This window comes from Acidocella sp. (assembly GCF_036489515.1).
Taxonomy (GTDB): Bacteria; Pseudomonadota; Alphaproteobacteria; order Acetobacterales; family Acetobacteraceae; genus Acidocella.
Genome location: NZ_DASXFO010000079.1, coordinates 1 through 23,238 on the forward strand (window position 1 = coordinate 1; position 23,238 = coordinate 23,238).

A 23,238-nucleotide genomic window follows, 5' to 3' on the forward strand; every position below is an offset into this window, starting at 1 on the left:
ATCACGCCATGCTGGGCGACCATCTCCGCATGCGGCGCCCCCAAGGCGCGCAACGCCTCAGCCCGGGCGCGCTCGGCGAAGGCGAGATAGTTCGCGTGATACACGATGCCGCCGGCGTCGGTGTCCTGGTAATACACGCGCAGTTCGTAGTGATGGATCAAAAATCGTCACCCAGCAAATCGAGTTGCGGGCTGTTCGGCGGCGGCGGCTTCAGCCCCAAATGGCGCCAGCCTGGGTCACCCAGCATGCGCCCCCGGCTGGTGCGGACCAGAAAACCTTCCTGAATCAGATATGGTTCCACCACATCCTCCAGCGTGTCCCGCGCCTCGGCCAACGCCGCCGCCAGCGTTTCGACCCCCACCGGCCCGCCATTATGGTGTTCGGCAAGGCGACGCAGATAGCGGATGTCCATCGCATCCAGGCCAAGGTGGTCGACGTCGAGCCGGCTGAGCGCCGCGTCCGCCACATCGCGGTCGATTTTTTGCACCCCGGCCACCGCGGCGAAATCGCGGATGCGCCGCGTCAGCCTTCCGGCGATGCGCGGCGTGCCGCGCGCCCGGCGGGCGATTTCCACCGCCCCTTCCGGCGTCAGGTTCATCTCAAGCTTATCGGCCATACGGACGACGATGCGGGCGAGCTCCTCGGTGGTGTAAAAAATTAGGCGTAGCGGGATGCCGAAACGGTCACGCAAAGGGGTGGCGAGCAGACCCGCGCGCGTGGTGGCCCCGACCAGGGTGAACGGCGGCAGGTCGATGCGCACGGTGCGCGCCCCCGGCCCCTCGCCGATAATCAGGTCGAGCTGGAAATCCTCCATCGCCGGGTAGAGGATCTCCTCGATCGCCGGCTGCAGGCGGTGGATCTCGTCGATGAACAGCACGTCGCGCGGCTGCAGATTGGTGAGAATCGCCGCGAGGTCGCCCGATTTCTGGATCACCGGGCCGGAGGTGGCGCGAAAGCCGACGCCGAGCTCGCGCGAGACGATCTGCGCCAGCGTGGTCTTGCCCAGCCCCGGCGGGCCGTGCAGCAGCACATGGTCCAGCGCCTCGCCGCGGGCTTTCGCCGCTTCGATGAAAATGCGCAGATTCTCGCGGCTCGCCTGCTGCCCGGTGAAGTCTTCCAGACTTTGCGGGCGCAGGGAGGTTTCGGCGAAATCGTCAGGGGCGCGCTCGCCGGAGAGGATGCGGTCGTCAGTCATGCCCTAAGCCTATAGAAAGGAAGTGGCCGCTTTTTAAAAAAAGCGGCGCAAAAATTTTTGCTATGCTGGGCCATGGGCATTGTCGGCTGCAACGCCCATGGCCCAAATTAACAAAGTTTTTTTGCTTCTTTTTGTTCACAAAAAGAAGTCCTACCCTTTGCTTCACTTCGCCAACGCCTTCAGCCCAGCGCGGATCAGCACGTCAAGCGTGGCCTCCGCCCCGTGTTCGTCGGAGGCCCGGCCGAGTGCGGCTTCGGCCTCGGCGCGGCGGTAGCCGAGATTGGTGAGGGCTGAGAGCGCATCGGCCATCGGCCCCTGCACCACCGGCGCACCGGGAATCCGGGTCCCACCGCCGGGCATGACACCAGCTTTTTCGCGCAGTTCGGTGAGGATGCGGATGGCGAGTTTCGGTCCCACGCCCGGCGCGCGGGTGAGTGCTGCCTTGTCCTGCGACGCGATGGCCGCGATCAGATGGTCCGGCGAAAGGGCCGAGAGCAGGCCGAGCGCCACTTTCGCGCCCACCCCCTGCACGGTGGTCAGCAAACGGAACCACTCACGCTCCGACGCGGTCGCAAACCCGTAGAGGGAGATCGCATCCTCGCGCACCTGGGTCTCGATCAGCATGGTGGCGATGCCGGGCGGGTTCGGCAGCTCGCTTAAGGTCCGGCTGGAGCAGAACACCACATAGCCGACGCCGGACACGTCGATCAGGCACTTGCCGTCCTCGATCCCGTCCACCACCCCGCGCAGGCGCCCGATCATGCGCCTGCCGTCCAGGCGGCGCGGCTGGCTCGGTGATGGGCGTGACAGATGGCGATGGCGAGCGCGTCGGCCGCATCCGCGCGCTTCAGCACGGCGCCGGGCAGCAGGCGGCGGACCATCAGCCCGACCTGGTCCTTATCCGCCCCGCCGGTGCCGACCACCGCGAGCTTCACGGTTTTCGCCCCGTATTCGAACACGGGAATGCCGTGCCGCGCCGGGGCCAGCAGCGCCACGCCGCGCGCATAGCCAAGCTTCAGCGTCGCCGTGGCGTTGCGGTTCACATAGGTCTCTTCCACCGCCGCCTCATCCGGCGCGTAGCGGACCAGGATCTCCGCCAGCGCGTCGTCCAGATGTTTCAGCCGCAGCGGCACGTCGGAAATGTCGGCGGTCGAAATCACCCCGTCGGCGATATGGCGCAGCCGGTTGCCAGAGGACTCCAGAATGCCCCAGCCGGTGAAGCGCAAGCCGGGATCGATGCCGAGCAGCCGCACGGCGCCGGGCGCCGGCGGCGCCGGCCGGGCGCCTGTCTCGATCGCGACCCCCGCCCCACTCGCGCCCCCCGCCCCACCAGCCGACATCAGGTGGAGAGCTTCTGCATGACGTCTTCGGAAATCTCGAAATTCGCATAGACGTTCTGGACGTCGTCATCGTCCTCCAGCACGTCCAACAGCTTAAGCACCGAAGCCGCCTTATCCTCATCCAGCGCCGTGGTCATGTTCGGGCGCCACTCGATGCGCGCCTCCGCCGGCTGGCCGAATTTTTGCTCGAGCGCGTCACGCACGGCGAAGAAGCCCTCGATGCCGACGACCACCTCATGCCACTCGGCGTCGCTCGCCACGTCATCGGCCCCGGCCTCGATCGCCGCTTCCAGCATCGCATCGGCATCCGCCGCGGACGCAGGGTAGCGAACGACACCCAAGCGGTTGAACATGAAGGAAACCGAGTTGGTTTCGCCCAGCGCTCCGCCATATTTGTTGAAGGCGGCGCGAATCACCGAAGCGGTGCGGTTGCGGTTGTCGGTCAGCGCCTCGACGATCACGGCGACCCCCGCCGGGCCGTAGCCCTCGTAGCGCACCGCCTCGTAATTCTCGCCGCCGGCGGCACCCGTCGCCTTCTTGATCGCGCGCTCGATCGTGTCGCGCGTCATGTTCGCCTTCAGCGCCGCCGCGATCGCCGCACGCAGGCGCGGATTGGCCGCAGGGTCCGGCAGGCCCTCACGGGCGGAAACCGTGATTTCACGGATGATTTTCGCAAAAATGCGCGCGCGCTTCGCGTCCTGCGCACCCTTGCGGTGCATGATGTTCTTGAATTGTGAATGTCCGGCCATTGCGGACATTTAGCAGCCTCCGCGGCGCGCCGGAAGGCAGCAGGGTTCCAAGGGGCTCTGCCCCTTGGAACCCTGCTGGGGCCGGGAGGCCCCAGACCCCATGAATTTTGGGCTTGGCAAAATGCGTGGCGGGCGATTGACAGGGCGACCCGACACCCTTATCGGGTCGCTCACCGGGCGCGTAGCTCAGCGGTAGAGCATTCGCTTCACACGCGAAGGGTCACAGGTTCAATCCCTGTCGCGCCCACCAATCATTTCAAAGAGTTATGGGTTAAATTAAGATCGATCCCCTGATTCTAAAAGAGGTTAAAACCAGGGGTTAATTTGCCCCCTGGTCCTCATTCGTCACCGCCTACCTAACGTGGGGGCGGGCATTCCCCGCTGGCTCGGGTAGAAAGCCCCCAAAAACTCCCACTGCCAATGCATTACAGCCCTCATCCATGATGACCATGCTTCCACAACGTCATCGCCAGCGGTTTGCGCGGGGCGCTGATGTTCCCTCTTCCAAGCGTCCAGATTGACGATTACGGCTTCCATGATCCTGCCTCCGATGTTCACCTACAAAAGAGCGTAGAGCGCGACACGGGCTGCAATAGGTCAAAATCACGTCGCCAATATGGCCGGGACAGATAAGCTAAGGCACACCGCGCCCGGACCGGGAACGGAATTGGTCGATATCGGCCGTCCGTGCTTTGGGGCACATGTTCACGGCAGCATATGCGTATCGCCGGGGGCTTGCGGAGGAAGCTTGATGGCCAGCGCCTTGAATTCGCCACTCGTAGCGTATGATCCGGCGTGGGCTACACCTTTTGGAACAATAATCAGATCGCCCGCATGGATGTGATGCACTTCGTTTCCGAGCCAGAACGTGCCGCTTCCGGAAATGATGTACTGGATTTCGTTAGACCCGAGATGCATGTGTTTTGGAACATTACCGGACTGAACGGCGACTGTCCCATATGGGGTGTTCACCAAAAGCTTGGAACGCAAAGTGCCCATATTCGGAACTTGCGGGCCGATTTGGGCATCGGTCATTGCAGTGAGATCGATAATTTGTGGTGTGAGAGAGGGAGGCGCGGACTGCGCGAAAGCCACCGTATTCAAGTGAGCAGCGCCGAACCCGGCGGCAAAAGCGAACGAAGCGAAACCCAGAAGCATAAAACGGCGCATATTGTTTCCTCCTGTTGATTTTTTACGAGGGTAGAGCCGGCTTTCTACCTGCGGTGAACGCGTTGGAAGCAGCTGGTCTGATCGGCGGCGTGGCGGGCATCTCGTAGAGGCCGGCTTGGTGGCCGCGCTCCCCGACGAGCGTCAGGAGCGTGTCGATCGTCGGTGTGGCGACACCGACAAGCCGGCCGAGTTCCGGCACGACCCGGACCAGCGCGTCGATCTCGAGCGACCGGCCGCGCTCCAAATCCTGCAGCATCGACATCTTGTGGCCGATAATCGCACCCGCCGCGGCCATGCGGCGCTCGATCATCTCGGCCGGGATCGCGATGCCATGGGCCTCGGCCACCGCCCTCGCCTCCTGCATCATGGCCACGCAAAGCGCCCGGAGCCCCGGTTCAGACGCCATCCGGTCGAGCGTCGCGCCGGTGAGCAGGCTGATAGGGCTGAAGCACACATTTCCCCAGAGTTTGAGCCAGATGTTCCAACGAATGGCGGCGCGGACCGGCGCCTCAAGACCCGCTTGCACGAGCGCCTCGGCGATCGCGGTGACGCGCGCGGAGTTGCTGCCATCCGGCTCGCCCAGCGTAAACCGGGTGAGTTCGTGATGCTCGATGATGCCCGGCGCCACGACCTCGCAGGCCGGATCGACGACGCAGCCGATGGCGCGCTCCGGGCCGAGCAGCATCCACTGGCGCGCGCCCGGATCCACGGTCGGCAAGAGACTTCCATCGAAGGCACCGCCGGCCTTGTAGAAATACCACCAGGGAATGCCGTTCATCGCCGTGACGATCGGCGTATCCCGCCGGAGAAGCGGCAGCATCGAGGCCGCACTCGCCGCGGCCTGATGCGCCTTCAGGGCACAAATCACGACATCCTGCGGACCGAATTCCGCCGGGTCGTCGCTCACCGGAAAACGCACAATCCGCTCCGCTCCCGCCTCGCGCAGAAGCAGGCCATCACGCTGCATGGCCTGCAGATGCGCGCCGCGCGCGATGGCGCACACCTCGTTTCCGGCCAGGGCCAGCTTGGCTGCCAGATAACCACCGATGGCGCCGGCGCCGAAGATGCAGATTTTCATCCGCCCTGCCCCTGCCCTTACCTGATCAGGCCCGCGCCGCGCGCCCAGTTATATTTGGCGCCCAGGACCGCGACCGGGATTTCCGTCGAATAGGCATAAGACGGGATCCCGTGTTCGTAGAGGAACTCGGCCGCCTCCTCGACCTCGACGTCGCCGGCGAGCGAGGCGACGATGGGTTTCTCGATGCCCTTGGCGCGGAATTCCTCGACCACCTGAACGACGAGATTGGCAAACACCATCGGCGGCGTGATGATGGTGTGCCAGTAGCCGAGGATGAGCGCGTGGATCCGTGGGTCCTCGAGACCGAGGCGGATGGTGTTCTGATAGGTCGAGGGCGGTTCGCCGCCGGTGATGTCGACCGGGTTGCCCGCGGCGCCAAAGGGCGGGATGAATTTGCGGAAGGCCGTGTCGAGATCTTCCGGCATCGCCATCAGCTTCAGGCCGTAATCGACGCAGGCGTCGGAGAGCAGAACGCCGGAGCCGCCGGCGCCGGTGATGATGACGACGTTCTCGCCCGCAGGCGTGGGCAGCTTGGGGATGCCCCGGGCGAAATCGAGCATCTCGCGCAGGCTGCGCGCACGGATCACACCTACCTGCTTGAAGACGTCCTCGTAGATGCGATCATTGCCGGCCAGCGCGCCGGTATGCGAACTGGCCGCCTTGGCGCCGGCCGCCGTGCGGCCCGCTTTGAGCACGACCACCGGCTTCTTCTTGGTCACCCGCCGGGCCACATCCGCGAACGACCGCCCATCCTTGAGATCTTCCAGATGCTGGGCGACGATATGGGTTTCGTCGTCGGCCTCGAAGAAGGTGAGCAGATCGTCCTCGTCGAGATCTGACTTGTTGCCGAGGCCCACGATGGCGGAAACGCCCATCTTGGCGGACCGGCTGAAGCCGATGATCGCCATGCCGATGCCCCCGGATTGCGAGGACAGTGCCGCATGGCCGCGAACGTCATAGGGGGTGCAGAACGTCGCGCAGAGTTTCGCGGGCAGGTAGTAGAACCCGTATATGTTCGGTCCCATCAGGCGGATGTTGTATTTTCGGCCGATCTCCTGGAGCTCCCGCTGACCTTCCTCGTTGCCGGTCTCGGCGAAGCCGGAAGGGATCAGCACGGCCCCCGCGATGCCCTTCTCGCCGCATTCCTTCAGGGCACCCGCGACGAACTTGGCGGGAATCGCGAACACCGCGACATCGATCTCGCTTGGCACATCCTTCACGGATTTATAGGCCTTGTAGCCCATGATCTCGGCGGCCTGCGGGTGGATCGGATAGATTTCGCCCGGATAGCCGCCGTTGATGATATTCTTCATGACCGAGTTGCCGATCTTGCCGTTCTCCGCGGAGGCGCCGATCACGGCGACCGCGCGTGGCCGCATGATGCGATTCATCGCCGCGAGAATCTCGGCCTGGCCGGGGCGCGGACGCACCTCTTTGGGCGCAAAATCCAGGACGATGCGCACATCCGCGGCGATGGCCCCGTTGGCCATGGCGAAGACGGGGTTGAGATCGAGCTCGGCGATCTCGGGGAAGTCGTCTACGAGGCGGGAGACCCGCGCGATCATGTCGGCAAGTGCCGCGCGATCGGCGGGCTCTCCCCCTCGCACGCCGCGCAGCATTTCCGCCGCCTGAATGCCGTCGATCATGCCGAGCGCTTCATCCTTATCGATCGGCGCGAGCCGGAAGGTGATATCCTTCAGAACCTCGACGAGGATGCCGCCCATGCCGAACGCGACGAGCTTGCCGAAGCTGTCATCGGTGACGGCACCGATGATGACCTCCTGGCCGCTGGTGAGCATCTGCTGGACCTGCACGCCGGCGATCTCGGCGTTCGCATTATAGGCCTTGGCATTCGCCAGAATCGTGTCGTAGCCGGCACGGACCTCGTCGACGGATTTCAGCCCGACCAGCACGCCACCGGCTTCCGTTTTATGCAGGATGTCCCTTGAGACGATCTTCAGGACCACCGGGAAGCCCATGTCGGCGGCCCGTGCCGCGGCCTCGTCGGCGGATGTCGCCAGGGCCTCCCGGGGCACCGTGATGCCGTATGCATCGCAGATCGCTTTCGCTTCGGGCGCGGTCAGCGACGTGCGGCGATCCTGTTTCGCCTGGTCGAGAATGCGGCGGACCGTATCGGGTGCTGCATGCTTGGGCACTTCCAGCTCGAGCGCGCTGCTGTTCATTGTCGTTCCTCCTTGAGCGGCTTGTTATTTTGCTTGTTCTGCGCCGGCTGCCACCGGCGCTACCATCTGCTACTTCGCGGCGATCACCGCCGGCTGACCGAGCGCTCCGGAATCGAAAACTTCCAAGAGCATGCGCTCGTCGAGCTTCAAAACGTTGCGCAATATATCTTCATTATGCTCGCCGAGCAGCGGTGAGCGCGTCACTTCGGTGATGCTGTCCGAAAGCTTGATCGGATTGCCGACCGAGAGATAGCGGCCGCGCACGGGATGATCGACTTCTACGACGGTGCCGGTACGGCGCAGCGCCTCATCCTCGGCGATCTCACGCATCGACAGGATCGGCCCGCACGGAATGTCGTGCTCGTTGAGGGTCTCCATGGCCTCGAATTTGGTCTTGGTCATCGTCCATTCCTCGATGGCGGCGAAGATGGCCTTGAGGTGCGGCAACCTGACATCCGGCGTCGCGTAGTTCGGATCGGTGATCCATTCGGGCTTGCCGATGACCTGGCAGATCGCCCCCCAGACCGGCGCCTGGGTGATGAAATAAATATAGGCGTTGGGGTCGGTCTCCCAGCCTTTGCATTTGAGAATCCAGCCCGGCTGGCCCCCGCCCGAGGCATTGCCGGCACGCGGCACCGCCTCGCCGAAGGTGCCGTGCGGGTATTGCGGATATTCCTTGAGCGGGCCGTGCGAGAGGCGCTGCTGATCGCGCAGCTTGACCCGGCAGAGATTGAGCACGCCGTCCTGCATCGCGGCCAGAACTTTCTGGCCGCGCCCGGTCTGGTTGCGTTGATAGAGCGCGGTCACGATGCCGAGTGCCAGATGCAGCCCGGTGCCGCTATCGCCGATCTGCGCCCCGGTCACCAAAGGCGGCCCGTCATCGAACCCCGTGGTCGAGGCGGCACCTCCCGCGCATTGCGCGATGTTCTCATAGACCTTGCAATCCTCAAAGGGCCCCGGCCCGAATCCCTTGATCGAGGCGAGGATGATGCGCGGGTTGAGCTCCTGGATGCGCTCCCAGGTCAGACCCATGCGGTCGAGGACGCCCGGCGCGAAATTCTCGACCATCACGTCGCAGATTTTGACGAGGTCCTCGAGAATGCGCCGGCCGACCGGATTTTTCGTATCCAGGGTGATCGAGCGCTTATTGTGGTTGAGCATGGTGAAATACAGGCTGTCGGCGTTGGGCACGTCGCGCAGCTGGCCGCGCGTGATGTCGCCGACACCGGGACGCTCGATCTTGATCACATCGGCGCCGAACCAGGCCAGCAACTGCGTGCAGGTCGGCCCGGATTGGACATGCGTGAAATCCAGGATCCTGACGCCATCGAGAGCTTTGCTCATTGTTTCCTCCTGTCAGGCGGCGCGAAGTCTGTCGCTCGCTGCCGCCGCTTTCGTATTTTTGCTAGAGAGAGAAGAAAGTGGCCGCTTTTAAAAAAGCGGCGCAAAAATTTTTGTTATGCTGGGCAATGGGCGTTGTCGGCGACAAAGCCCATGGCCCAGACTCACAAAGTTTTTTTGCTACTTTTTGTTCACAAAAAGTAGCCTTCCTCCCTTACTTGTACATCGTCTGCGCTTTGGTGCCGGGCGCGTATTCACGTGGATCGACCCAGATATTGACCACCGCACACCTGCCGTCGCGCTGCACGGCCTCGCGGGCGCGTTGCAGCGCCGGGGCGATTTCCGCGGCGTCGTGGACTTCCTCGCCATGACCGCCGAGCATTTTCGCGAAGCTGCCGAACGGCACGTCGCCGAGCAGATTGCCGACATTGCCGCGCTGCGCGCCATATTTGGCAAGCTGGCCGTAGCGGATCTGGTTCATCGCCGAGTTGTTGCCGATCACCGCGATATAAGGCGCGCCGAAGCGGTTGGCGGTCTCCATGTCGAAGGCGGTCATGCCGAAGGAGCCGTCGCCGTAATAGCAGAGCACCTCCTTCCCGGGATGCGCGAGCTTGGCGGCGAGCGCGAAGCCCGTGCCGACCCCGAGGCTGCCGAGCGCGCCTGGATCCATCCACTGCCCCGGCCGGCGCGGGCGCACCGCCTGCGCCGAGATCGTCACGACGTCACCACCGTCGCCGATATAGATCGTATCATCGGCGAGAAATTCATTGATCTCCCAGGCGACGCGATAAGGGTGGATCGGCGATTGTGTGGAGCGGAACAACGGCATCAGTTTCTCGGTGGCCGCCTCTTCGGCCTGACGCAGCTCCACCATCCAGGCGCGGTGCGTGGCACGCGCGCCACTGCTGATCCGGCCCGAGGCGGCCGCGCTCAGCGCCGCAAAGATCGCCCCCGGATCACCGACCAGGCCGAGATCGATGTCACGGTTCTTGCCGACGGTGCGGTAATCCATATCGATCTGCACGATCTTGGCGTCGCGGCCGAGCCGCTTGCCGTAGCCCATGCGGAAATCGAACGGCGTCCCGACGATGATGATCAGGTCGGCGCGATCGAACCCCTCGCGGCGGGTGCGGTCGAAATGATGCGGATCGCCGGGCGGCAGCAGGCCGCGCGCAGCACCATTGAAATAGGCCGGAATCTCCAGCCCACGCACGAACGCGATCGCCGCCTCGTGACCACGGCAGGTCCAGACCTGGGAGCCGATCAGAATCACCGGGCGCTCAGCTGCGATCACCATATCGGCGAGTGTCTCGATGTCGCGCGGGTCGCCGAGCGATTTGGTCGAAGCCCGGTAATGACCGGGCTTGGGGATCACCGCCTGGCGTAGCTCGATCTCACGGTCGAGGACATCGCGCGGGATCTCCAGATAAGCCGGCCCGGGCGCGCCTGCAAAACATTCCCGTGCAGCCATCGCGATCATGTCGGCGACCCGTTCGGTCGAGCGGACACCGGCGGAGAATTTGGTGATGGGCCGCATCAGATCGACATGCGGCAGGTCCTGGAGCGAGCCCATCATGTGCTGGGTCAGCGCGCCCTGGCCGCCAATATGCAGCACCGGGCTTTCCGAGCGGAACGCGGTCGCGATGCCGGTGACGGCATTGGTGCAGCCCGGGCCCGCCGTGGTCACCACGCAGCCGAGCTTGCCGGTCTGACGCGCATAGCCGTCGGCGGCATGCGCCGCGACCTGTTCATGGCGGACGTCGATGATGCGGATGCCCTCGTCGACGCAGCCGTCATAGATGTCGATGATATGACCTCCGCACAAGGTGAAGATCGTGTCGACGCCTTCATTCTTCAAAGCGCGCGCGACCAGATGGCCGCCCGATACGACATTGGGATCGCGGCTCTTGGCAGCGAGGGTATCCTCCGCCGTGGAAGGTTTCCCCGCGGACCGCTGCGCCGTCGCTGGTTGTGTCATATCAGCTGTGTTTGTGGACATGGCTCGTTTCCTGTTATTTTTATTGTCAGCAAGTTATTGTTTTATCACGCCGGCAGCCGCCCCTGCCCTTTCGGGCAGGCACGCTTCCGCTTGGCTCAGGCATAGTTGCGCTTCCTCGGCTCGGCGCTGCGGAACTGGTCCAGGAAGTCGCCGTATGTCCTGATATGCTCGGCCAGGCCGAGCGTATGCTCGCGGATCCGCCGCGCCGCGAGATCCGGATCGCGATTTTCGAGCGCGCTCAGGATGTTCATGTGATCGACGAGCGAACGCTGCGCGCGGTCGCCTTGGCGCATGGTGACGGAACGGATCGCCCGCATATGGATGAACAGGCCGTCGACGATCTCCAACATCAGGGCGCAACCGCTCATCCGAATGATGGTGCGGTGAAAGAACATGTTGGACTGCGCATATTCATCGACGAACACCGCCGGATTCTTATGCTTGAACTCGGCGATGTCACGCAGTTCGGCGAGCGCCTGCGCACTCGCCCGGGCGCAGGCGAGACGCGCGGCCATGCTCTCGAGCGCCGCCCAGACCGTGATCATCTCGATGATTTCGCTCTTATTTTTGCGGACGATATAGATGCCGCGCCGGGGCACCGAACGGACGAAGCCCTCCTGCTCGAGCAGGCTCAGCGCTTCGCGGATCGGCGTCCGGCTGACGCCGAGATCGCGGGAGAGCTGGCGCTCGTCGAGGCGGATCTCCTCGGGATGATCGTAGATGTTCATCTCGGTGATTGCGTGCTTGATCGCATCGCAAGCGAGCCGGCGCAGCCCCATGCCGGCGGCGAGCGGCTCAACCTTGAGCGTGGGCAACGTTGCGAGTTTTTCCATCGGCGTCCTTCCCAGTTGCGGCGCATCCCGTGAACCCGGTCGCGCAGAACCCGCGGACCGCGGCAAGACATCGATGGCGTGATGTATAACAGGCACAAAATCGACGGGCAAAACCACCGCTGCGGCTGAATCGCGCCCGCTCCGAAGCTGGCGGGCGCCCATCTCAGCCGGCCCGCTGGACGGGTGAAGCGGCATCAGCGGGGCTGAAAAATAGAATGTCGGAGACATCGATCACACCGATCGCCTGCTCACGATCCATGACCACGACGTGATGCGCCGCCCGTTCGCGCATCCGTGCGATCAGGGCCGGCAATCCCTCGTCGATGTCACAAAAAACCAAGCCGCCATCCATCAGATCCGCCACCTTCATGGAAAGTGCGGCCGGTCCGTGATCGGTTATGGCATCGAAGACCGCGCGCCGCGTCAGCAGGCCCAGCACCACCTCACCTTCGGTCGCGCAACGGTCGTTGACCAGCACCGCGTCGACACGTTCCTTGCGCATCAATGCCATGGCCGCTTGCAGACTGTGCGTCATCGGCACAGTGACGACGCGGGCGGGGCGGGCGTGCAGAATCGCTGTGAGGCTCATCGCGTTCCTCCGATGTCATGCGGCCGATTAATGTTCAGAGCCGATCCGTATTCAGGCCAGATTCAAAATCGGCCCCGAGATCATTGCAACTTCGTATAATATATAAAGTATACCAGATTGCAACTTAAATTCCGTTTAGAGCCGCGCTTCGCGTGCCGGCATGGGCCCTGGAACCAAGCGTTCCAGGGCCCATGCGTCATTCCGCGGGGTGCGCCTTGAGCTCTGCCGCGGCTTCCTCGGCGTGGTAGCGTGTTTCCGCCGGGCGGAGCACCAGCAGCACCAGCGCCACCGCGATCAGATTGACCACTGTGGTCAGGTAGAGAACGCTGTTCCAGTTATGCGTACTCGCCACCACCAGGCTCGCCAAGGGCACCAGGAAGCCGGCCGCACCTTTCGCCGTGTACAGGCATGACAGGTTGGTCGTGGCGTATTTCGGACCGAACAGATCCGTGCACATCGCCGGGAAAAGGCTGAAGATCTCGCCCCAGCAAAGGAAGATCATGCCGGCGATCAGGATGAATCCCCACGGGTTGGCACCGGCCTGGGCCATCAGGAAATAGGCGCCGGCACCGAGCGCGAACGCGATCGCCATGGTGTTGGAGTGGCCGATATGGTCCGAGACCCAGCCGAAGAACGGCCTGGCAACGCCGTTCATCACGTTGGCGAAGATCAGCCCGACCGACAGGGTCGAAGCCCCGGCGATCACCGCGACGTTGGCGACGTTGTAGGATCTGGCGATCGCGGCGAGATTTGCCGTCGCCATCAGCCCACCCGCCGCCATCAGCAGGAACAGCAGATACATCACCCAGAACACAGGCTTGATGAGCATCTCCCTGGTGCTGTGGTTGTGCACCGATTGCCGCACCTTGACTTGGCTGACCACCGGCGCCTCGCCTTGCCGCGGCGCGCGGATGAACTGCGCAACGATCAACACGATGCCGCCCTGGATCAGCCCGAACCAGAAGAGCGCCGAGGCATAACCGGCCGAGGCCATCACCAGGCGGATCGGAATGATGGTCAGCGCCGTGCCGGCGCCAAACCCGGCGGCGGTCAACCCGACCGCCAGCCCCCTGCGATCTCTGAACCATTTCGCGGCATTGCCCACCGCCGTGGTATAGACGGCGCCGGCGCCTATCCCCGCCAGCGCAGCGCCCAGATAGAGCAGGCTGAGCGTTCCGGCATAGGCCTCGATCATCCAGCCGATGGCCACCAGAACGCCACCGCCTCCCATCACCACGCGGGGCCCCCAATCGGGGCCCAGCGTATCGGCGATCCAGCCGTCGATGGGCGTCGGCCAGGTTTCCAGGGCGATGAACAAGGCGAAGGCGACCTGGATATCGGCGATCGACCAGCCATGGGCATTGTGCAGCGGCAGCACGAATAACGTCCAGCCATATTGCAGGTTGGCGATCATGACCATGCACACAATTCCCATGATCAGATAGCGCCAGCGCAAGCCACTCGCCGGGGCCGCGCCGCCAGGCCGCCCCCCATTTTCATACGATTTCGCAGCGATGATATTATTGTTGTTTTGCATCGTTTCCCCCGTTAGGCATCCCGCGATATTTCGCTTGGAGCTGCCCCGGAGCGTCGGGCAGCGAAGTTGTAGAGCAACGTCCGGTCGAATGGACTCATTCGATCGGATAAACTTGTTAGCTGAAACAAAAACCTAGAGCAGGCACCGTGAGAATAAGCGAACGGAATCGGCCTTCGCCCTCAGGATCGCGCCATCTTCAAGGTTCTATGCATGCCAATCGTCGCATCCGCTGGAGCCTTGAAAACCGAAATCCTCGGCAGGGCTTTTATGTCTCAGCATCGTCGTCTTGTGTAAAGTATACCAGAATATTTCATATTGTCTATTGTTTAAATCGATACCAAACTGACCTATTCCAAAATCATACCGACATACCTTGAAGTCTGTGCAGAACGTGAAGTTATGAGCGGGCGCCGATGCATATTTTGCGGCCAGGAAAACGCCCACCTCTCGTCGGCGTGGGCAGCCTGTTCTGGTTCGAGGTCCCTCTGGCGCTGGGCAACATCACGGCGCCCCATGAGACCGAGCAGCGCGTGATCGTTGCCAGTTCGCCGCGGCGTGTCTTGCTGGTTCACGATGTGGAACTGAACCGGGTGCTCATCGCCGATATGCTGCGCGCGTATGGTCACGTGGTTGCGGTCGCCGAGAATGGCCAGGAGGCGGTCGTTTTGGCCGCACGGGAGGCATTCGACGTGGTACTGATGGACGTGCAGATGCCGGTGATGGACGGGGTGGAGGCGACCTGCCAGATCCGGCGGCTGCCGCAGCCGGCCGGAGCCGTGCCTGTTCTCGCCTTGAGCGCCAGTGTCATTCCGGAGGAGCGCGATCGCTGTCTGACGGCGGGTCTGAGCGGTACACTCACCAAGCCGGTCGACTGGCCGCAATTGTTTGCGGCCCTGGCTAAATATGGCCCTACAGGAGACAGTGCTGTGCCCGACAAAGCAACAGAAAAATCCGGAACCAACCCGCCCGTGCAAGAGCATGTCCCTGCCATGGTGGCGGCGATACCTTCCACTGATTCCCCTCTCGACGATGCTGTCTTTGACAGACTCCAGAACTTCCACGGCGGAAGCGGTGACCTGGCCGCCAGACTGGCCGAGATTTTCATGCGTGATACCGCAAGGCGCCTGGAAGAGCTGCAGGATGCGGTGCGGCGTGCCGACGCGCCTGCCGTCGCCCAGATCGCCCATGCGATCAAAGGCAGCGCCGCCAATCTCGGGGCGCGGATCATGCTACAGATCTGTGTGTCCCTCGAGGCCAGCGCCAAGGCGGGGGATCTTGGTTCAGCGCCGGAGCGCGTCAACGCGTTGCAGCACGAGTTCACACGGGTCAGCGACGCTCTCGCGATGAAGCTGACGATGCCTTAAGCAATAAGAAAGCAGCCGCTTTTTGAAAAAAGCGGCGCAAAAACTTTTGGTTATGCTGGGCTATGGGCGTTGTCAGCGCCAACGCCCATAGCCCAGCATATTCCTGGGGTCTGGGGCCTTTCGGCCCCAGCGGGTGCAGGGCAGAGCCCTGCCCTTAAGCCGCCTTCGCCATACCGCGCAGCACGTACTGCAGGATGCCGCCGTGGCGGTAGTAGTTCACCTCATCGGCGGTATCGACGCGGCAGAGCAGGTCCACCGTGTCGGTAGTGCCATTCGCGCGCTTGATCACCAGCTTGATGTCCATGCGCGGCGCGAGGCTTTCCAGGCCGAGAATGTCGATCAACTCGTCGCCCTTCAAGCCGAGGGTCTTGCGGTCCATGCCTTCCTTGAAGGTGAGCGGGAGCACGCCCATGCCGACCAGGTTGGAACGGTGGATGCGCTCGAAGCTCTCGGTGATGACCGCCTTCACGCCCAGCAGGTAGGTGCCCTTGGCCGCCCAGTCACGCGAGGAGCCGGTGCCGTATTCCTTGCCGCCGAACACCACCAGCGGCACGCCTTCCTTTTTGTAGCGCATCGCCGCGTCGTAGATCGGCAGCACATCGCCGGAAGGCATGTGCTTGGTCATGCCGCCTTCGACACCAGCCAGCATCTCGTTCTTGATGCGGATGTTGGCGAAGGTGCCGCGCACCATCACGTCGTCATTGCCGCGGCGGGCGCCGTAGGAGTTGAAGTCCTTCTGCAGCACCTGGTGCTGGCTGAGGAATTCGCCCGCCGGGCCCGACTTCTTGATGTTGCCGGCCGGGGAGATGTGGTCGGTGGTGATGGAGTCGCCCAGCAGCGCCAGGACGCGAGCCCCGGTGATGTCGGTGACCGGCTTCGGCTCCATGGTGATGCCTTCGAAATAAGGCGGGTTCTTCACGTAGGTGGAGCCGGCGGGCCAGCGATAGGTGTCAGTCCCGCCGGTGACCTGGATCGCCTGCCACTGCTTCGGACCCTTGAACACGTCGCCGTAGCGCTCGAGGAACATCTCGCGGGTGACCACGGAGCTGACGATGTCGCTGATCTCCTTGTTGGTCGGCCAGATATCCTTGAGATAGACGGGCTTGCCGTCCTTCGAGGTGCCGAGCACCGCGGTGGTGATGTCCTCGCGCATGTTGCCGAGCAGCGAGTAGGCGACCACCAGCGGCGGGCTGGCGAGGTAGTTGGCGCGCACGTTCGGATGCACGCGGCCTTCGAAGTTACGGTTGCCCGAAAGCACCGAGACCGCGACCAGCTTGTTGGTCTCGATCGCCTCGGCGATGGCGTCCTCCAGCGGGCCCGAATTGCCGATGCAGGTGGTGCAGCCATAGCCGACCGTCTGGAAGCCGAGTGCGTCGAGATCCGTCGAAAGGTTGGACTTGTTGAGGTATTCGGTGACGACCTGCGAGCCGGGGGCCAGCGAGGTCTTCACCCACGGCTTCGGCGTCAGGCCGAGGGCGTGGGCCTTGCGGGCGACCAGGCCGGCGGCGACCAGCACGTAGGGGTTGGAGGTGTTGGTGCAGGAGGTGATGGCGGCAATGACGACGTCGCCATGGCCGATCTGGTAATCCTTGCCCTCCACCTTGGCCTTGGTGCCGGCATCGCCGACCGGCACGCCCAGGCCCTTGGTCAGCTCGCCATTGAAGGCGCCGGCGGCATCCTTGAGCAGCACGCGGTCCTGCGGGCGCTTCGGCCCGGCGAGCGAGGGCTGCACGGTGGAGAGGTCGAGCTCCAGCGTATCGGTGAAGACCGGGTCGGTAGCAGTACGCCACAGGCCCTGCGCCTTGGCATAGGCCTCGACCAGCTTGATGCGCGCCTCGTCACGGCCGGACAGGCGCAGATAGTCGAGCGTGACCTCGTCCACGGGGAAGAAGCCGCAGGTGGCGCCGTATTCCGGGGCCATGTTGGCGATGGTGGCGCGGTCAGCGAGCGCCATGTCGGCGAGGCCGGAGCCATAGAATTCGACGAACTTGCCGACGACCTTCTTGGCGCGCAGCATCTCCGTGACGGTGAGCACGAGATCGGTGGCGGTGGCGCCCTCCGGCAGCTTGCCGGTGAGCTTGAAGCCGATCACGTCAGGGATGAGCATGGCGATCGGCTGGCCGAGCATGGCGGCCTCGGCCTCGATGCCGCCCACACCCCAGCCCAGCACGCCCAGGCCGTTCACCATCGTGGTGTGGCTGTCGGTGCCGTACAGCGTGTCGGGGTACACATAGGTGGCCTTGCCATTCTCGGAGGTCCAGGCGACCTGCGCCAGATATTCCAGGTTCACCTGGTGGCAGATGCCGGTATCGGGCGGCACGACGCGGAAATTGTTGAAGGCTTCCTGGCCCCAGCGCAGGAACCGATAGCGCTCGCCGTTACGGTCGAACTCCATCTCGATGTTCTTTTCGAGCGCGTTCGAGGAGCCGAAATAGTCGACCATGACCGAGTGGTCGATGACCAGGTCGACCGGCACCAGCGGGTTCACCTTCTCAGGCTTGCCGCCCAGATGCACGATGCCGTCGCGCATCGCCGCGAGGTCGACCACACCGGGGACGCCGGTGAAATCCTGCATGAGGATGCGAGCGGGCGTGAACGGCACTTCCTTGGTGGAGGAGGCCTTTTCCAGCCAGCCGGCGATGGCCTTGGCGTCGTCCACCTTGTAGCTGGCGCCGTTTTCGAAGCGCAGCACGTTTTCCAGGAGGACTTTCAGGGTTTTCGGCAGTTTGGAGATGTCGCCCAGGGACTTGGCGGCTTCCTCGAGGGAGTAATACTTGTACTCCTTCCCATCAACGGACAGGGATTTCAGCGTTTTCAGACTATCTTGGCCAACGGCTGTCATGTTGGAACCCTTTCTTATGGACGGCTTGTGATTTGCCTCGGCTTAAACCATAGCCAAAAGGCGCCGTCTATTCAGCAATAGGACATCAGCACCCTGCTTATAGCGTCCAAACTGTCGGTTTTCAGGGGAGAAAGACTGGTCTTTTCAGACATCAGTTTCACCCTTCCCTTAGGGGGAATTCTGATTCTTCGAGGCGCTAACGGGGCCGGCAAGTCCTCGCTGCTGCGCGCCCTGGCCGGGCTCACGCCGCTGGCCGCCGGCACGCTGCGCTGGGGCGCCGATGATGCGCTAGAAGATCTACCCAGCCATGCAAAACGGATAGCCTGGCTGGGCCACCTGGATGCGGTGAAGCCGGCGCTCACCGCCGGCGAGCATGCGCCTGTGCGCGCCCTCGAAGCGGTAGGCCTCGGCGCCTATGGCGACATATCGGCGCGGCTGCTCTCGGCGGGACAAAAACGGCGGCTGGCGATCGCCCGGGTGGTGGCGGCGGAAAAGCCGCTCTGGCTGCTGGACGAGCCCACCACGGGGCTGGATACGCGCTCGGTGGCGCAGTTCTGCGGCTTGTGCGAGTCGCACCGGGCACAGGGCGGGATGATCGTGGCGAGCACGCATACGCCACTCGACCTGCGGGATGCGGCGAGCTTGAACCTGTGAAACGCCTCATCCTGAAAGAGCTGACGCTCTCGCTGCGCCATGCCGCCGATACCGCGGCGGCGCTGCTGTTTTTCGTGATCGCGGGGACGCTGTTCGCCTTCTCCGTGGGGCCGAGCCCGGTTGTGCTGGCGGCGATCGCCGGCGGGGTGGTGTGGGTCTGCGCACTGCTCGCCGCCTTGCTGCCGCTGGACCGGCTGTTCGGCGCGGATTTCGAGGACGGCACGCTGGACCTGCTGCTGCTCTCGGGGCTGCCGGCCGCTGCGGTGGCGCTCGCCAAGGCGGCGGTGCACTGGCTGACCACCGGCCTCCCGCTGCTGCTGATCGCCGGGCCGCTGGCGGTGATGCTGCGGCTGCCCGCCGCGCACATCCCACTACTGCTGCTGACCCTGCTGCCCGGCACGATGCTGCTCTCGCTGCTCGGCACGCTGGCGGCGGCGGTCACATTGGGGGCGCGCCGCGCCGCGGTGCTGATGCCGCTGATCACCCTGCCGCTGATGATCCCGACGCTGATTTTCGGCACCGCGGCGGTGACCTCACCGCACCCAGCAGCCCCGCTTTATATGTTAGCGGCGATGCTGATCCTGGCGCTGCCGCTGGCGCCGCTGGGCGCCGGAGCAGCGCTGCGCGCGGCGGCGGAGTAAGGAAGCGGCCGCTTTTTAAAAAAAGCGGCGCAAAAACTTTTTTTATGCTGGGCCATGGGTGGTGTCGGCGACAATGCCTCAGGGCCAGCACAGCATACACTCTGGACTCGCGCACCAACGTTGCTTATAGCGCAAAGTGTAGCTTAAGCTACGTTTTGTGCTAACGCCTACGCCTGCGGAATATTGATGAACGATGCGCCTTCCTTTGCTCCTCGGTATCCCCGTGCTTGCCGGCTCCCAGCTCCTGGCCGTACCCTCCGCAAAAGCCCTGAATGCACCGGCGGAAATCCCGATCGCCGACAATACGCTGCAAATTTCCGGCGGGATCGACGGTTATGTCTATGGCCAGACCGGCACCGCGCCCAAAGGTGAGCCCGGCGCCAGCGCGGTGGGCGACAGCCCTTATGGCGCAAACCTCACCAACGCGCTGATCGCGTTGCAAAAATCCTCCGGCCTGTTCCAGTTCACTCTGGAGGTCGGGCCCGTGGACGGGCTGCCGGTGCTCGGCACCGTGCCACCGAAAGCCAGCCTGAAGGTCTATCGCGCCAGCCCGCTTTATCTGGGCTACGTGACGATCGCGCCGCCAGGTTCGCCGTTCACAATCTCCATCGGGCAGATCAATTCCCTCGAAGGCTACGAAGGCGGCATCGACTGGCAGAACGCAAATATTTTCGCATCCTCCATGTGGGCTATTTCCAACCAGAACAGCATGGGCATCTCAGGCACCTACACACATGGCCCGGTTTCAGTCAGTGTCGCTTATGGCGATGGCGCGGACACGCGCGTTTTCGATTTCCTCCAAGCCGCGGCCACCTATAATGCCAGCAGCAACAATGCGCTTACGCTCTTTTACGGCGGCAGTGTGGGGCGCACCGGGCCGAACGCGATCACCTATCTGCAAACGCCCGTCAGCGCTGCGCCATATCTGGTCAACTCACAGATGTTTGGCGCCTATTACAGTTTTTCGCGCGGCAAGCTCAGCCTCGTGCCGGAAATTCAATATGTTTACGCGCCGACCGATCACCGGGTGATGATCGACAAATACACCAGCAATTTCAGCGCCGCCTTGTTCAGCGATTATCAGTTCGGAAGTTCGAATTACTCGCTCGGCGGCCTGGCATCGTATTTCGACAGCGTCGGCGGGCAGGCCAACTGGTACATCGCCCCGCGCGCCGAGGGCTTCGCCCTGGAACTGACACCGACCTGGCAGCGCAAAAATCTCTTCGCCCGGCTGTCCGTGGGCTATGTGCACCTGTTCAACACCGGCGCACCCGCCTTCGGCAGCGACGGCTCCAGCCGCAATGCGCTGCAAAGCGCGCTCGAGGCCGGCGTACTGTTTTAAGCGGAAGGAAGACTACTTTTTGTGAACAAAAAGTAGCAAAAAAACTTTATTATGCTGGGCTATGGGCGCTGTCGGCGACAACGCCCATAGCCCAGCGAGCAAAAATTTTTGCGCCGCTTTTTTAAAAGCGGCTGCTTACTTTCTTCTAAATATGAAAGCTCTCGCCGCAACCGCAGCGGCCCTTCTCGTTTGGATTCTCGAAGGTGAAGCCCGAGGTCAGCTTATCCGTCTTGAAGTCCATGGTCGTGCCGATCAGGAACAATGTCGCCTTGCGGTCAACCAGGACGGTCAGGTCGTGGTTTTTCACCACCTCATCCTGCGGGCCGGCTTCTTCCACCCAGTTCATCTCGTAGGACATACCGGAGCAGCCCTTGGTGGAGACGGAAATGCGCAGCAATTTTCCGGCTTCGCCGCCGGCATAAAGGCTGCGCAGGCGCGTGGCCGCGGCCTCCGTCAGCTGCATCAGCGGCGGCAATTCGCGGCGGGGTTTGGCGGTCGTCATGGTCGTGCTCATCTCAGCGGTCCTGAAACATGTTCAACTCGAGGCGCGCCTCTTCGCTCATACGGGTCGGGTCCCATGGCGGATCCCAGACCGTATCCACGGTGATCGTGCCGACACCGCGCAGCAAGGCGATGGCGGAACGCACCATCTCCGGCAATTCCTGCGCCGAAGGACAGCCCGGCGCCGTGAGGGTCATTTCCACCTTCACGTTGTTGCTTTCGTCGATCTCGATCACGTAGATCAGGCCGAGCTCAAAAATATTCACCGGGATTTCCGGATCGTACACCGTGCAGATGGCGTTGATCACGGCCTCTTCGGAGATTGTCGGCTTGGTTTCACCTTCCGGCGTCCAGGTCGTGGTCGGGACCAGTTTCTGGTCATCCATTTTTTTAGGCCTCCTTCACAGCATCGGCCAAAGCCGACCAGGGCAGCGTCGCGCAGCGGATGCGCGAGCGGTATTCTGACACGCCGGCCAGCGCGTTCAAGTCACCCAAGCTCGGGTCAGGCTTGCCGCTATTGACCATCTCTTCAAAGGCGGCGCGCATCGCGTCGATTTCAACCGGCGTTTTGTTCGCCACGGCATCCGCCATCAGATCCGCGCTGGCCGTCATGATCGCACAACCGTGCGATTCATGCAGCACTTTCGTGCCGTCCCGCTTGAGGAACAGATGGATGCGGTCACCGCACATCGGGTTGTCGCCCTTGGCCTCGGCGTCGAACGCCTCGAATCGCCCGGCGAAGCGTGGCTTGCGCGAGCGGTCCATGATCAAGGTCTGATAGAGTTCCGCGATATCTGTCATCGCCCAAAAATCTGTTTGATGCGGTTGAGGCCGATCGCCAGCGCATCGATCTCCTCGGGCGTCGTATACAGCCCGAACGAGGCGCGCGCGGTGCTGCTGACACCGAGCCGGCCCATCAGCGGTTCGGCGCAATGATGCCCGGCGCGCACGGCGATGCCCTGACGGTCCAGCAAAGTGGCGATGTCATGCGCATGCGCATCCTGCATGACGAAGGAGATCACCCCGCCGCGGTCCTGCGCCTGCCCAAGAATTCTGAGCCCCTCAATGTCAGAGAGTGCGCTCAGCGCGTGATCGGTAAGGACGCGCTCATGTTCGGCGATGGCGTCGAAACCGATCTCCTGCACATAGTCGATGGCCGCGCCCAGGCCGATGGTCTCGATGATCGCCGGCGTGCCGGCCTCGAACCGGGCCGGCGGCTTGGCCCAGCTGGACTTGGCATAGGAGACGCTGGCGATCATGTCGCCGCCGCCGAGGAAAGGCGGCATCGCCTCGAGCAGCTCGGCCTTGCCGTAGAGCACGCCGATGCCGGTGGGACCGAACAGTTTGTGGCCGGAGAAGGCGTAGAAATCCACGTCCAGGTCCTGGACGTCCACGGCCTTGTGGACGATGGCCTGCGCCCCGTCGAGCAACACCGGCACGCCAGCCGCGTGGGCGGCCTCCACGATGGCCTTGGCCGGGTTGATGGTCCCCAGCACGTTGGACATGTGGGTGATGGCCACCATGCGGGTGCGCGGGCCCAGAAGGTCGAAATAGGCCTGAAGGTCCAGGCTCCCGTCTTCCCGCACCGGGACGAAGCGCAGCACCGCCCCCTGGCGCTCGCGCAGGAAATGCCAGGGGACGATGTTGGCGTGGTGCTCCATTTGCGAGACGATGATCTCGTCGCCCGGCCGGATGGATTGGCCCAGCCCTGCGGCCACCAGATTGATCGACTCGGTGGTCCCCTTGGTGAAGACGATCTCGTCTTCGTGGGCGGCGTTCAGGAATTTCTGCACCGTGCGGCGGGCGGCCTCGTAACGGTCGGTCGCCTTGCCCGAGAGATGGTGCACACCGCGATGGACGTTGGCGTATTCGCTGGTCGC

At 63.3% G+C, this 23,238-nt stretch carries 22 protein-coding genes and 1 tRNA gene; 5 read left to right on the forward strand and 18 right to left on the reverse strand.

Features of this window, described 5'->3' with window-relative positions:
• From VGG47_RS11910 to VGG47_RS11930, 5 genes are all read right to left on the reverse strand, one after another.
• Positions 1-161: hotdog domain-containing protein (locus tag VGG47_RS11910; RefSeq protein WP_331538833.1), on the reverse strand; the 161-nt coding region annotated here is incomplete at its 3' end.
• Positions 158-1,195: a Holliday junction branch migration DNA helicase RuvB gene (gene ruvB, locus VGG47_RS11915; RefSeq protein WP_331538791.1), complete on the reverse strand. Its 1,038-nt coding sequence runs from the start codon at positions 1,193-1,195 to the stop codon at positions 158-160. The genes VGG47_RS11910 and ruvB, both read right to left, overlap by 4 nt.
• A gap of 162 nt (positions 1,196-1,357) precedes the next feature.
• Positions 1,358-1,957, reverse strand: a complete 600-nt coding sequence (gene ruvA, locus VGG47_RS11920) for a Holliday junction branch migration protein RuvA (RefSeq protein WP_331538793.1) — start codon at positions 1,955-1,957, stop codon at positions 1,358-1,360.
• Complete coding sequence (gene ruvC / locus VGG47_RS11925; protein WP_331538795.1) at positions 1,954-2,535, reverse strand: crossover junction endodeoxyribonuclease RuvC; 582 nt, start codon at positions 2,533-2,535, stop codon at positions 1,954-1,956. Before ruvC ends, ruvA begins: the two co-directional genes overlap by 4 nt.
• On the reverse strand, positions 2,535-3,284 hold the full coding sequence (locus VGG47_RS11930) for a YebC/PmpR family DNA-binding transcriptional regulator (protein ID WP_331538836.1): 750 nt from the start codon (positions 3,282-3,284) through the stop codon (positions 2,535-2,537). Before VGG47_RS11930 ends, ruvC begins: the two co-directional genes overlap by 1 nt.
• A gap of 175 nt (positions 3,285-3,459) precedes the next feature.
• Between VGG47_RS11930 and VGG47_RS11935 the strand changes: the two genes are divergently transcribed.
• Positions 3,460-3,534: transfer RNA gene (locus tag VGG47_RS11935), tRNA-Val, on the forward strand.
• Between the two features lie 455 nt (positions 3,535-3,989).
• Here VGG47_RS11935 and VGG47_RS11940 read toward each other — a convergent pair.
• From VGG47_RS11940 to oxlT, 8 genes are all read right to left on the reverse strand, one after another.
• The gene (locus VGG47_RS11940; RefSeq protein WP_331538797.1) at positions 3,990-4,454 is read right to left on the reverse strand and encodes a cupin domain-containing protein; all 465 of its coding nucleotides are present in this window, start codon (positions 4,452-4,454) and stop codon (positions 3,990-3,992) included.
• Between the two features lie 22 nt (positions 4,455-4,476).
• Positions 4,477-5,532, reverse strand: coding sequence for a 2-dehydropantoate 2-reductase (locus tag VGG47_RS11945; protein ID WP_331538799.1), 1,056 nt, complete (start codon positions 5,530-5,532; stop codon positions 4,477-4,479).
• A 17-nt stretch (positions 5,533-5,549) separates the two neighbouring features.
• The gene (locus tag VGG47_RS11950) at positions 5,550-7,715 is read right to left on the reverse strand and encodes an acetate--CoA ligase family protein (protein ID WP_331538801.1); all 2,166 of its coding nucleotides are present in this window, start codon (positions 7,713-7,715) and stop codon (positions 5,550-5,552) included.
• Between the two features lie 69 nt (positions 7,716-7,784).
• Positions 7,785-9,059, reverse strand: coding sequence for a formyl-CoA transferase (gene frc / locus VGG47_RS11955; RefSeq protein WP_331538804.1), 1,275 nt, complete (start codon positions 9,057-9,059; stop codon positions 7,785-7,787).
• Positions 9,060-9,270: 211 nt separating this feature from the next.
• Positions 9,271-11,034, reverse strand: coding sequence for a thiamine pyrophosphate-binding protein (locus VGG47_RS11960; RefSeq protein WP_331538807.1), 1,764 nt, complete (start codon positions 11,032-11,034; stop codon positions 9,271-9,273).
• 116 nt (positions 11,035-11,150) lie between these two features.
• Positions 11,151-11,888 (reverse strand): GntR family transcriptional regulator, encoded by a 738-nt coding sequence (locus tag VGG47_RS11965; protein ID WP_331538809.1) that lies wholly within the window; start codon positions 11,886-11,888, stop codon positions 11,151-11,153.
• A 163-nt stretch (positions 11,889-12,051) separates the two neighbouring features.
• Positions 12,052-12,477, reverse strand: coding sequence for a CBS domain-containing protein (locus tag VGG47_RS11970; RefSeq protein WP_331538812.1), 426 nt, complete (start codon positions 12,475-12,477; stop codon positions 12,052-12,054).
• Between the two features lie 196 nt (positions 12,478-12,673).
• Positions 12,674-13,933, reverse strand: a complete 1,260-nt coding sequence (gene oxlT / locus VGG47_RS11975; protein ID WP_331538814.1) for an oxalate/formate MFS antiporter — start codon at positions 13,931-13,933, stop codon at positions 12,674-12,676.
• Between the two features lie 494 nt (positions 13,934-14,427).
• Between oxlT and VGG47_RS11980 the strand changes: the two genes are divergently transcribed.
• Positions 14,428-15,378 (forward strand): response regulator, encoded by a 951-nt coding sequence (locus VGG47_RS11980; RefSeq protein ID WP_331538816.1) that lies wholly within the window; start codon positions 14,428-14,430, stop codon positions 15,376-15,378.
• Positions 15,379-15,532: 154 nt separating this feature from the next.
• Here the strand turns inward: VGG47_RS11980 and acnA are convergent, their stop codons facing one another.
• The gene (gene acnA / locus VGG47_RS11985; RefSeq protein WP_331538818.1) at positions 15,533-18,220 is read right to left on the reverse strand and encodes an aconitate hydratase AcnA; all 2,688 of its coding nucleotides are present in this window, start codon (positions 18,218-18,220) and stop codon (positions 15,533-15,535) included.
• Between the two features lie 150 nt (positions 18,221-18,370).
• Between acnA and ccmA the strand changes: the two genes are divergently transcribed.
• The 3 genes from ccmA (at position 18,371) to VGG47_RS12000 (ending at position 20,857) form a co-directional block, all read left to right on the forward strand.
• On the forward strand, positions 18,371-18,874 hold the full coding sequence (gene ccmA, locus VGG47_RS11990) for a heme ABC exporter ATP-binding protein CcmA (RefSeq protein WP_331538838.1): 504 nt from the start codon (positions 18,371-18,373) through the stop codon (positions 18,872-18,874).
• Complete coding sequence (gene ccmB / locus VGG47_RS11995) at positions 18,871-19,515, forward strand: heme exporter protein CcmB (RefSeq protein WP_331538820.1); 645 nt, start codon at positions 18,871-18,873, stop codon at positions 19,513-19,515. The genes ccmA and ccmB overlap by 4 nt, the downstream gene beginning before the upstream one ends.
• A gap of 193 nt (positions 19,516-19,708) precedes the next feature.
• Positions 19,709-20,857 carry an outer membrane beta-barrel protein gene (locus tag VGG47_RS12000; RefSeq protein ID WP_331538822.1) on the forward strand — a complete coding sequence of 383 codons (1,149 nt, stop codon included), beginning with the start codon at positions 19,709-19,711 and terminating at the stop codon, positions 20,855-20,857.
• Between the two features lie 145 nt (positions 20,858-21,002).
• Here VGG47_RS12000 and VGG47_RS12005 read toward each other — a convergent pair whose 3' ends face one another.
• From VGG47_RS12005 to VGG47_RS12020, 4 genes are all read right to left on the reverse strand, one after another.
• The gene (locus tag VGG47_RS12005) at positions 21,003-21,371 is read right to left on the reverse strand and encodes a HesB/IscA family protein (RefSeq protein ID WP_331538824.1); all 369 of its coding nucleotides are present in this window, start codon (positions 21,369-21,371) and stop codon (positions 21,003-21,005) included.
• A 1-nt stretch (position 21,372) separates the two neighbouring features.
• Positions 21,373-21,744: an SUF system Fe-S cluster assembly protein gene (locus VGG47_RS12010; RefSeq protein ID WP_331538826.1), complete on the reverse strand. Its 372-nt coding sequence runs from the start codon at positions 21,742-21,744 to the stop codon at positions 21,373-21,375.
• Positions 21,745-21,748: 4 nt separating this feature from the next.
• Positions 21,749-22,159, reverse strand: a complete 411-nt coding sequence (gene sufU / locus VGG47_RS12015; protein ID WP_331538828.1) for a Fe-S cluster assembly sulfur transfer protein SufU — start codon at positions 22,157-22,159, stop codon at positions 21,749-21,751.
• A partial coding sequence (locus VGG47_RS12020) for a cysteine desulfurase (RefSeq protein WP_331538830.1) occupies positions 22,156-23,238 on the reverse strand: 1,083 nt, incomplete at its 5' end. The genes sufU and VGG47_RS12020, both read right to left, overlap by 4 nt.

What these genes read in the sequence shown, in the direction of transcription:
- VGG47_RS12005 (WP_331538824.1), bottom strand. Translation starts at nt 21,371, where the DNA reads ATGAGCACGACCATGACGACCGCCAAACCCCGCCGCGAATTGCCGCCG.
- VGG47_RS12010 (WP_331538826.1), bottom strand. Translation starts at nt 21,744, where the DNA reads ATGGATGACCAGAAACTGGTCCCGACCACGACCTGGACGCCGGAAGGT.
- VGG47_RS11970 (WP_331538812.1), bottom strand. Translation starts at nt 12,477, where the DNA reads ATGAGCCTCACAGCGATTCTGCACGCCCGCCCCGCCCGCGTCGTCACT.
- sufU (WP_331538828.1), bottom strand. Translation starts at nt 22,159, where the DNA reads ATGACAGATATCGCGGAACTCTATCAGACCTTGATCATGGACCGCTCG.
- VGG47_RS11950 (WP_331538801.1), bottom strand. Translation starts at nt 7,715, where the DNA reads ATGAACAGCAGCGCGCTCGAGCTGGAAGTGCCCAAGCATGCAGCACCC.
- VGG47_RS11960 (WP_331538807.1), bottom strand. Translation starts at nt 11,034, where the DNA reads ATGACACAACCAGCGACGGCGCAGCGGTCCGCGGGGAAACCTTCCACG.
- VGG47_RS11945 (WP_331538799.1), bottom strand. Translation starts at nt 5,532, where the DNA reads ATGAAAATCTGCATCTTCGGCGCCGGCGCCATCGGTGGTTATCTGGCA.
- ruvC (WP_331538795.1), bottom strand. Translation starts at nt 2,535, where the DNA reads ATGTCGGCTGGTGGGGCGGGGGGCGCGAGTGGGGCGGGGGTCGCGATC.
- VGG47_RS11965 (WP_331538809.1), bottom strand. Translation starts at nt 11,888, where the DNA reads ATGGAAAAACTCGCAACGTTGCCCACGCTCAAGGTTGAGCCGCTCGCC.
- ruvB (WP_331538791.1), bottom strand. Translation starts at nt 1,195, where the DNA reads ATGACTGACGACCGCATCCTCTCCGGCGAGCGCGCCCCTGACGATTTC.
- VGG47_RS12000 (WP_331538822.1), top strand. Translation starts at nt 19,709, where the DNA reads ATGCGCCTTCCTTTGCTCCTCGGTATCCCCGTGCTTGCCGGCTCCCAG.
- frc (WP_331538804.1), bottom strand. Translation starts at nt 9,059, where the DNA reads ATGAGCAAAGCTCTCGATGGCGTCAGGATCCTGGATTTCACGCATGTC.
- VGG47_RS11980 (WP_331538816.1), top strand. Translation starts at nt 14,428, where the DNA reads ATGCATATTTTGCGGCCAGGAAAACGCCCACCTCTCGTCGGCGTGGGC.
- acnA (WP_331538818.1), bottom strand. Translation starts at nt 18,220, where the DNA reads ATGACAGCCGTTGGCCAAGATAGTCTGAAAACGCTGAAATCCCTGTCC.
- VGG47_RS11940 (WP_331538797.1), bottom strand. Translation starts at nt 4,454, where the DNA reads ATGCGCCGTTTTATGCTTCTGGGTTTCGCTTCGTTCGCTTTTGCCGCC.
- ruvA (WP_331538793.1), bottom strand. Translation starts at nt 1,957, where the DNA reads ATGATCGGGCGCCTGCGCGGGGTGGTGGACGGGATCGAGGACGGCAAG.
- VGG47_RS11930 (WP_331538836.1), bottom strand. Translation starts at nt 3,284, where the DNA reads ATGGCCGGACATTCACAATTCAAGAACATCATGCACCGCAAGGGTGCG.